This is a genomic window from Klebsiella ornithinolytica NBRC 105727 = ATCC 31898 (assembly GCF_001598295.1).
Taxonomy (GTDB): Bacteria; Pseudomonadota; Gammaproteobacteria; order Enterobacterales; family Enterobacteriaceae; genus Klebsiella; species Klebsiella ornithinolytica.
Map to the genome: position 1 here is coordinate 22,784 of NZ_BCYR01000024.1, position 8,290 is coordinate 31,073.

Below are 8,290 nucleotides of genomic sequence, written 5' to 3' on the forward strand. Positions count from 1 at the left end.
AGTTACTCGTCTTCCAGTTCGATGTTGATGCCCAGCGAGCGAATCTCTTTCAACAGTACGTTGAAGGATTCCGGCATGCCCGGTTCCATCTGATGGTTGCCGTCCACGATGTTTTTATACATCTTGGTACGACCGTTGACGTCATCAGACTTAACGGTGAGCATTTCCTGCAGGGTGTATGCCGCGCCATAAGCTTCCAGCGCCCACACTTCCATCTCACCGAAGCGCTGACCACCGAACTGAGCCTTACCACCCAGCGGCTGCTGAGTAACCAGGCTGTAAGAACCGGTAGAACGCGCATGCATTTTGTCATCAACCAGGTGGTTCAGTTTCAGCATGTACATGTAGCCAACGGTAACCTGGCGCTCGAATTGCTCACCGGTACGACCGTCGAACAGAGTGATCTGACCGGAAGTCGGCAGGCCACCCAGCTGTAACAGTTCCTTGATTTCAGACTCTTTCGCACCGTCGAAGACCGGCGTTGCGATCGGCATACCTTTTTTCAGGTTTTCAGCAAGACGCAGAACTTCATCATCGGTGAAGGTATTCAGATCGACCTTCTGACGAACATCGGTACCCAGGTCATACGCTTTCTGGATGAACTCGCGCAGTTTGGCGACTTCCTGCTGCTGTTTGAGCATCGCGTTGATTTTCTCACCGATACCTTTCGCAGCCATACCCAGGTGGGTTTCCAGAATCTGACCGATGTTCATACGAGATGGTACGCCCAGCGGGTTCAGTACGATGTCGACCGGCGTACCGTTTTCATCGTAAGGCATATCTTCGATCGGGTTGATCTTAGAAATAACACCCTTGTTACCGTGACGACCTGCCATTTTGTCACCCGGCTGAATCTGACGTTTAACGGCCAGATACACTTTAACAATCTTCAGCACGCCCGGTGCCAGATCGTCGCCCTGAGTGATTTTGCGGCGTTTCGCTTCGAGTTTTTTCTCGAACTCGTGTTTCAGTTCGTCGTACTGCTCAGCCAGCTGTTCCAGCTGATTTTGTTTCTCTTCGTCGGTCAGGCCCAGTTCCAGCCAGCGATCGCGCGGCAGCTTGTCGAGCTTCTCAGCTTCAACACCACCGGCAACCAGCACCGCGTAGATACGACCAAACAGGCCAGCTTCGAGGATCTGCAGTTCTTCAGACAGGTCTTTTTTGGCCTGCTTCAGCTGCATCTCTTCGATTTCCAGCGCACGTTTGTCTTTTTCCACGCCATCGCGGGTGAAGACCTGAACGTCGATAACAGTACCGGAAACACCGTTTGGTACGCGCAGAGAAGAGTCTTTAACGTCAGACGCTTTCTCGCCGAAGATCGCACGCAGCAGTTTCTCTTCTGGCGTCAGCTGGGTTTCACCTTTCGGCGTGACCTTACCAACCAGAATGTCGCCGCCGGTCACTTCTGCACCGATGTAAACGATACCGGATTCATCCAGTTTAGAGAGCGCAGCTTCACCCACGTTCGGGATATCAGCGGTGATCTCTTCCGGCCCCAGCTTGGTGTCACGGGACACACAGGCCAGTTCCTGAATATGAATCGTGGTGAAACGATCTTCCTGAACCACACGCTCGGAGACGAGGATGGAGTCTTCGAAGTTGTAGCCGTTCCACGGCATGAACGCTACGCGCATGTTCTGACCGAGAGCCAGTTCACCGAGGTCGGTGGACGGACCGTCTGCCAGCACGTCGCCGCGCTCAATTGGCTCACCCAGGGACACGCAAGGCATCTGGTTGATGCAGGTGTTCTGGTTAGAACGGGTGTACTTGGTCAGGTTATAGATGTCGATACCTGCTTCGCCCGGGTACATCTCGTCTTCGTTAACTTTGATAACGATACGGGATGCATCGACGTACTGTACGGTACCGCCACGTTTAGCAACTGCAGTAACACCGGAGTCGACGGCAACAGCACGTTCCATACCGGTACCCACCAGCGGCTTATCAGCGCGCAGAGTCGGAACCGCCTGACGTTGCATGTTCGCACCCATCAATGCACGGTTGGCGTCATCGTGTTCCAGGAACGGGATCAGCGACGCACCGACAGAAACCACCTGCTGGGTGGAAACGTCCATGTAGTCAACCTGATCGCGGCTGAACAAGCTGGATTCGCCTTTGCTACGGCAGGTAACCAGGTCTTCTACAAAGTGGCCTTCGTCATCCAGGTTGGAGTTCGCCTGAGCGATAACGTAGTTGCCTTCTTCGATAGCAGACAGGTAGTGAATTTCGTCGGTCACAACACCGTCGGTCACTTTACGATACGGAGTCTCGAGGAAGCCGTATTCGTTAGTCTGTGCGTACACGGACAGGGAGTTGATCAGACCGATGTTCGGACCTTCAGGCGTTTCGATTGGACATACGCGACCGTAGTGAGTCGGGTGTACGTCTCGAACTTCAAAGCCCGCACGTTCGCGGGTCAGGCCGCCTGGGCCGAGTGCGGAGATACGACGTTTGTGCGTAATCTCGGACAGCGGGTTGTTCTGGTCCATAAACTGTGACAGCTGGCTGGAACCAAAGAACTCTTTCACTGCCGCAGAAATCGGCTTGGCGTTGATCATATCCTGAGGCATCAGGGTATCCAGATCGCCCAGAGACAGACGCTCTTTCACCGCACGCTCAACACGTACCAGGCCAACGCGGAACTGGTTTTCCGCCATTTCGCCTACGGAACGGATACGACGGTTGCCGAGGTGGTCGATATCATCGACTTCGCCTTTACCGTTACGGATATCGATGAGCTTCTTCATCACTTCGATGATGTCGTCTTTGCTCAGGATACCGGAACCTTCGATTTCGTCACGCAGCAGAGAACGGTTGAACTTCATACGACCTACCGCAGACAGATCGTAGCGGTCTTCGGAGAAGAACAGGTTCTCAAACAGGCTTTCAGCCGCTTCACGAGTCGGCGGCTCACCCGGGCGCATCATGCGGTAGATTTCAACCAGCGCGCTCAGACGATCGTTAGTTGGGTCGACGCGTACAGTTTCAGAAATGTACGGACCGTGGTCCAGATCGTTGGTGAACAGAGTCTCGATACGCTTGTGACCGGACTGGCTCAGCTTCGCCAGCAGATCCAGGCTCAGCTCCATGTTCGCCGGGCAGATCAGTTCGCCAGTAGCTTCATCGATATAATCTTTGGCCGCAACTTTACCCGCAATATATTCCACCGGAACTTCGATATGCTTGATATCGTCTTTTTCCAGCTGACGGATATGGCGAGCGGTAATGCGACGGGCTTTCTCGACGTAGACTTTGCCGTTCGCTTCGATGTCGAAGGAAGCCGTTTCACCGCGCAGACGCTCCGGAACCAGTTCCATCTGCAGCTTGTTGTCGCGAATTTCAAAGACCACTTTCTCGAAGAACAGGTCAAGGATCTGCTCAGTGGTGTAATTCAGCGCGCGCAGGATGATGGTGGCCGGCAGCTTACGACGACGGTCGATACGGACAAACAGGTTGTCTTTCGGATCGAACTCGAAGTCCAGCCAGGAACCGCGGTAAGGAATAATACGTGCGTTATACAGGACCTTACCGGAAGAGTGAGTCTTACCTTTGTCAGAGTCAAAGAAGACGCCCGGGCTACGGTGCAGCTGAGAAACGATAACACGTTCAGTACCGTTGATAACAAAGGTACCGTTGTCGGTCATGAGCGGAATTTCGCCCATGTAGACTTCTTGTTCTTTAATGTCTTTAACGGTGCCTTCCGGCGCTTCACGCTCGTAGATCACCAGACGCAGTTTAACGCGCAGCGGTGCCGAGTAGGTCACGCCACGGATCTGACATTCTTTAACATCAAAAACAGGTTCGCCCAGACGGTAGCTGACGTATTGCAGCTCAGAGTTACCGCTGTAGCTTTTAATCGGGAACACGGAACGGAAAGCTGCTTCCAGACCGTACTGCCCTTCAGGATCTTGCTCGATAAACTTCTGAAACGAGTCAAGCTGGATGGAAAGGAGATAAGGTATGTCCAGAACCTGCGGACGTTTACCAAAATCCTTACGAATACGTTTTTTCTCGGTATAGGAGTAAACCATAGGGTTCCTCAGCTCGCTGACAAGTCGACCCGTCTGCCCAAATAAGGCAGTTTTTTATGCAACACTATTTTGTGGACCGGAAAATGGAACACTTTCCGCAATGCCTGTTTCTATCACGCTTAAACCATTTCGTTGCGATTTACACAGCTCAGGGGCCCTGACCTGTCGCAGTATATTAAGTCGTCTATAGAAACAAGCATTGAAAGGACAACCCAGTAGTCAAACAGCGTGAAACGCTACTGGTGCCTTACAGCGCAAAAAGGCTGGTGACCAAAAAGTCACCAGCCTCAGCCTGATTTCTCAGGCTGCAACCGGAAGGGTTGGCTTATTTGACTTCAACTTCAGCGCCAGCTTCTTCCAGAGATTTTTTCAGAGCTTCAGCGTCGTCTTTGCTGATGCCTTCTTTCAGTGCAGCCGGTGCAGATTCTACCAGGTCTTTAGCTTCTTTCAGACCCAGGCCAGTTGCGCTACGTACTGCTTTGATAACAGCAACTTTGTTAGCGCCTGCAGCTTTCAGAATTACGTCGAATTCAGTTTTTTCTTCAGCAGCTTCAGCCGGGCCAGCAGCTACAGCTACAGCAGCAGCAGCGGAAACACCGAATTTTTCTTCCATTGCAGAGATCAGCTCAACAACGTCCATTACGGACATAGCGGATACTGCTTCAATGATTTGATCTTTAGTGATAGACATTTAAATTGTTCCTGAATATCAGAATAAGTTTATACGTAAGCGAGCGCTTTATAAAGATAACTGCGATTAAGCAGCTTCTTTCGCATCGCGTACAGCAGCCAGAGTGCGAACCAGTTTGCCAGCCGAAGCTTCTTTCATGGTTGCCATCAGGCGTGCAATTGCTTCTTCGTAGGTCGGCAGAGTTGCCAGGCGGTCGATTTGCGACGCCGGGATCAGCTCACCTTCAAAGGCTGCAGCTTTGACCTCAAATTTTGCATTCGCTTTCGCGAACTCTTTGAACAGACGAGCAGCAGCGCCCGGGTGTTCCATAGAGTATGCAATCAGGGTCGGACCAACAAACGTGTCTTTCAGGCACTCAAACTGAGTACCTTCAACGACGCGGCGCAGCAGGGTGTTACGAACAACACGCATGTAAACGCCAGCTTCACGACCTGCTTTACGCAGTTCAGTCATTTTATCCACAGTAACGCCACGGGAATCCGCAACTACTGCAGACAGCGCACCTTTGGCTACTTCGCTGACTTCAGCAACAATCGCTTGTTTGTCTTGAAGATTTAAAGCCATTAGCTTTGCTCCTGGATGTTTGCCAGAGCTTATGCTCTGGAACTCACTTCACTCTTTCCAACGAAAGAGCGTCTTTAATACGGTGAGCAGAAACAAGCCAGAGTATCCAAAAAATAATCTTAGCGTTCTGTCACCGTCTACGCAGGGGATTAAGTTTCTGACGAAACACCTGCGGTCTTCGACGGAGGCCTGGATAGGCCAGGCTCCAACGAACAAATTCTTCCTATGACTTCGTCCTTCGAACCGCAGCGGCGTTAGCTGCTCTCGCTCACACCGGTCATGTAGTTAACTACACTCCCGCTGATTCACTCGATTGCTGCCTTGCTACAATTCAAATGACTCGCATAGCGTCTGTCTTATTGACAGAATCGTGGGGGTAGAATTGTAGACAAATCCACCGCCCACGTAAAGCTAATCTTAGTTCGCAGAAGCGCTCAGACCAGCCTGATCAACGGCAACACCAGCACCCATGGTGGTGGAGATGCTAACTTTCTTGATGTACACGCCTTTAGCCTGAGTCGGTTTTGCTTTTTTCAGCGCAACCAGCAGAGCTTCCAGGTTTTCTTTCAGTTTGTCAGCGTCAAAGTCCACTTTACCGATGGTGGTGTGGATGATGCCGTTTTTGTCGTTACGATAACGAACCTGACCTGCTTTAGCGTTCTTAACAGCTTCAGCAACGTTCGGAGTAACGGTACCCACTTTCGGGTTTGGCATCAGGCCGCGCGGACCCAGAACCTGGCCCAGCTGGCCAACAACGCGCATTGCATCCGGAGAAGCAATAACAACGTCAAAGTTCATTTCGCCTTTTTTGATCTGGTCAGCCAGATCTTCCATACCTACCAGCTCGGCGCCTGCAGCTTTAGCAGCTTCAGCGTTCGGGCCCTGGGCAAATACGGCTACGCGAACGGAACGGCCAGTACCGTGCGGCAGTACAGTCGCACCACGGACGTTCTGGTCAGATTTACGCGCGTCGATGCCGAGGTTAACGGCAACGTCTACGCTTTCAACGAACTTAGCAGTAGCCAGTTCTTTCAGCAGAGAGATGGCTTCGTTGATGTCGTACTGTTTGGTCGCATCAACTTTGTCACGAATCACGGACATGCGCTTGGTCAGTTTAGCCATTTCTTAGTCCTCCACTACCAGGCCCATGGAACGTGCAGTACCTTCAATGGAGCGAGTCATCGCTTCAATGTCGGAACCAGTCATGTCGGCAGCTTTGGTCTGCGCGATTTCCTGCAGCTGAGCGCGGGAAATTTTACCAACTTTGTCTTTGTTCGGTTTACCGGAACCAGACTTGATACCAGCCGCTTTTTTCAGCAGAACTGCTGCCGGCGGAGTTTTGGTAACGAAAGTGAAAGAACGGTCAGCGTAAACGGTAATAACAACCGGAATCGGCAGACCTTTTTCCATGGATTCAGTTTTGGCGTTGAACGCTTTGCAGAATTCCATGATGTTCACACCCTGCTGACCCAGTGCTGGACCAACCGGCGGACTCGGGTTTGCCATACCAGCTGCAACCTGCAGCTTGACGTAGGCTTGTACTTTCTTAGCCATTTAAATTTCCTCGTTTGGGTGTAGCGCCTGAAAAGGCTCCCCGTGATAAATATCGCTTTATGGGAATCAGACCCATAAAAACAAAAGGCGCGAAATTGTATGTCAATTTCGCGCCTCATGCAACGATTAAATCGCTGCTTTTTTGATCGCCGGTTAGGCTTTCTCTACCTGAGCAAAGTCCAGTTCAACCGGAGTCGCACGACCGAAGATAGAAACAGAGACCTTCAGACGAGACTTCTCGTAGTCAACTTCTTCAACCACGCCGTTAAAGTCAGCAAACGGACCGTCGCTGACGCGAACCATTTCGCCCGGCTCGAACAGCGTTTTCGGACGCGGCTTATCGCCAACCTGCTGCAGGCGATTCATGATCGCATCAACTTCTTTGTCGCTGATCGGTGCCGGACGGTCAGAAGTACCGCCGATAAAGCCCATCACGCGCGGTACGCTGCGCACCAGGTGCCAGCTTGCGTCGTTCATTACCATCTGGACCAGAACGTAACCCGGGAAGAATTTGCGCTCGCTCTTGCGGCGCTGGCCACCACGGATCTCGACCACTTCTTCGGTCGGCACCATGACTTCGCCAAACAACTCTTCCATATTGTGTAATTTGATATGTTCACGCAACGAGGTAGCTACGCGACCTTCAAAACCGGAAAACGCCTGAACGACGTACCAACGTTTTTTAGGAGCTTCAGACATCTCAGAACCTCAGGCCAGTGATAAAGGATACCAGGCGAACCAGAATACCATCCAGTCCCCACAGGATCAGTGACATTACCGCAGTAACCGCAGCAACAATCAGCGTGGTGTGCAGCGTTTCCTGGCGAGTTGGCCAGATAACCTTGCGGACTTCGGTTCTCGCTTCGCGGGCGAAGGCGACGGTCGCCTTACCTTTAGTGGTTAACAGCGCGACGCCACCGGCAGCAGCGATCAGAATCACTACAGCCAGCGCACGCACCGCCAGCATAATGTCACGATAAAGGAAGTTGCCTACGATGGCCACAATCAGCAGCGCAGCAACGATCACCCACTTCATCGCTTCCAGGCCGCGCCCGCTCCCTTGAGCTTCGGTATTCGCACTCATAAACCAACCTGTCACAAGAATTCAGACAAATAATTTTGCCCCGCGAGAGCGAGGCAACCAAACCGAAATGCTCTGCTGCGTTTCGGACTTAACGCCCTCTACAGAGCCTGTCTCAGCAATGATTATGGCAAAAAAAATCACTGATGAGCCAGGTTCTGGTTCGAAAGCGTGCAAAAAGGGCATCAAATGATGCCCTTTTATTGCGCATTGCGTCAAATGTTATCAGCGATTAGCCGAGAACTTTTGCTACCACGCCCGCGCCAACGGTACGGCCGCCTTCACGGATTGCGAAACGCAGACCATCGTCCATCGCGATCGGGTGAATCAGGGTAACAACCATTTTGATGTTGTCGCCCGGCATTACCA

General features: G+C 51.9%; 8 protein-coding genes. All 8 read right to left on the minus strand.

Annotated features, from left to right (window positions below; all coding sequences use genetic code 11):
- Positions 1-2 precede the first annotated feature (2 nt).
- The gene (rpoB, locus tag ROR01S_RS25015) at positions 3-4,031 is read right to left on the minus strand and encodes a DNA-directed RNA polymerase subunit beta (protein WP_004118418.1); all 4,029 of its coding nucleotides are present in this window, start codon (positions 4,029-4,031) and stop codon (positions 3-5) included.
- A gap of 325 nt (positions 4,032-4,356) precedes the next feature.
- Positions 4,357-4,722 (minus strand): 50S ribosomal protein L7/L12, encoded by a 366-nt coding sequence (gene rplL / locus ROR01S_RS25020; protein WP_004118416.1) that lies wholly within the window; start codon positions 4,720-4,722, stop codon positions 4,357-4,359.
- A gap of 66 nt (positions 4,723-4,788) precedes the next feature.
- Positions 4,789-5,286 (minus strand): 50S ribosomal protein L10, encoded by a 498-nt coding sequence (gene rplJ / locus ROR01S_RS25025; RefSeq protein WP_001207203.1) that lies wholly within the window; start codon positions 5,284-5,286, stop codon positions 4,789-4,791.
- A gap of 417 nt (positions 5,287-5,703) precedes the next feature.
- Entirely contained in the window at positions 5,704-6,408 is a 705-nt protein-coding gene (gene rplA, locus ROR01S_RS25030; protein ID WP_004118413.1) for a 50S ribosomal protein L1, read from the minus strand.
- A 3-nt stretch (positions 6,409-6,411) separates the two neighbouring features.
- Positions 6,412-6,840: a 50S ribosomal protein L11 gene (rplK, locus tag ROR01S_RS25035; RefSeq protein ID WP_003862340.1), complete on the minus strand. Its 429-nt coding sequence runs from the start codon at positions 6,838-6,840 to the stop codon at positions 6,412-6,414.
- 153 nt (positions 6,841-6,993) lie between these two features.
- On the minus strand, positions 6,994-7,539 hold the full coding sequence (gene nusG, locus ROR01S_RS25040) for a transcription termination/antitermination protein NusG (RefSeq protein ID WP_002438628.1): 546 nt from the start codon (positions 7,537-7,539) through the stop codon (positions 6,994-6,996).
- A 1-nt stretch (position 7,540) separates the two neighbouring features.
- On the minus strand, positions 7,541-7,924 hold the full coding sequence (secE, locus tag ROR01S_RS25045) for a preprotein translocase subunit SecE (protein ID WP_004118411.1): 384 nt from the start codon (positions 7,922-7,924) through the stop codon (positions 7,541-7,543).
- Positions 7,925-8,153: 229 nt separating this feature from the next.
- On the minus strand, positions 8,154-8,290 hold a 137-nt coding region (locus tag ROR01S_RS26715; RefSeq protein ID WP_072163719.1), incomplete at its 5' end, for an EF-Tu C-terminal domain-related protein.

What these genes read in the sequence shown, in the direction of transcription:
- rpoB (WP_004118418.1), bottom strand. Translation starts at nt 4,031, where the DNA reads ATGGTTTACTCCTATACCGAGAAAAAACGTATTCGTAAGGATTTTGGT.
- rplL (WP_004118416.1), bottom strand. Translation starts at nt 4,722, where the DNA reads ATGTCTATCACTAAAGATCAAATCATTGAAGCAGTATCCGCTATGTCC.
- rplJ (WP_001207203.1), bottom strand. Translation starts at nt 5,286, where the DNA reads ATGGCTTTAAATCTTCAAGACAAACAAGCGATTGTTGCTGAAGTCAGC.
- rplA (WP_004118413.1), bottom strand. Translation starts at nt 6,408, where the DNA reads ATGGCTAAACTGACCAAGCGCATGTCCGTGATTCGTGACAAAGTTGAT.
- rplK (WP_003862340.1), bottom strand. Translation starts at nt 6,840, where the DNA reads ATGGCTAAGAAAGTACAAGCCTACGTCAAGCTGCAGGTTGCAGCTGGT.
- nusG (WP_002438628.1), bottom strand. Translation starts at nt 7,539, where the DNA reads ATGTCTGAAGCTCCTAAAAAACGTTGGTACGTCGTTCAGGCGTTTTCC.
- secE (WP_004118411.1), bottom strand. Translation starts at nt 7,924, where the DNA reads ATGAGTGCGAATACCGAAGCTCAAGGGAGCGGGCGCGGCCTGGAAGCG.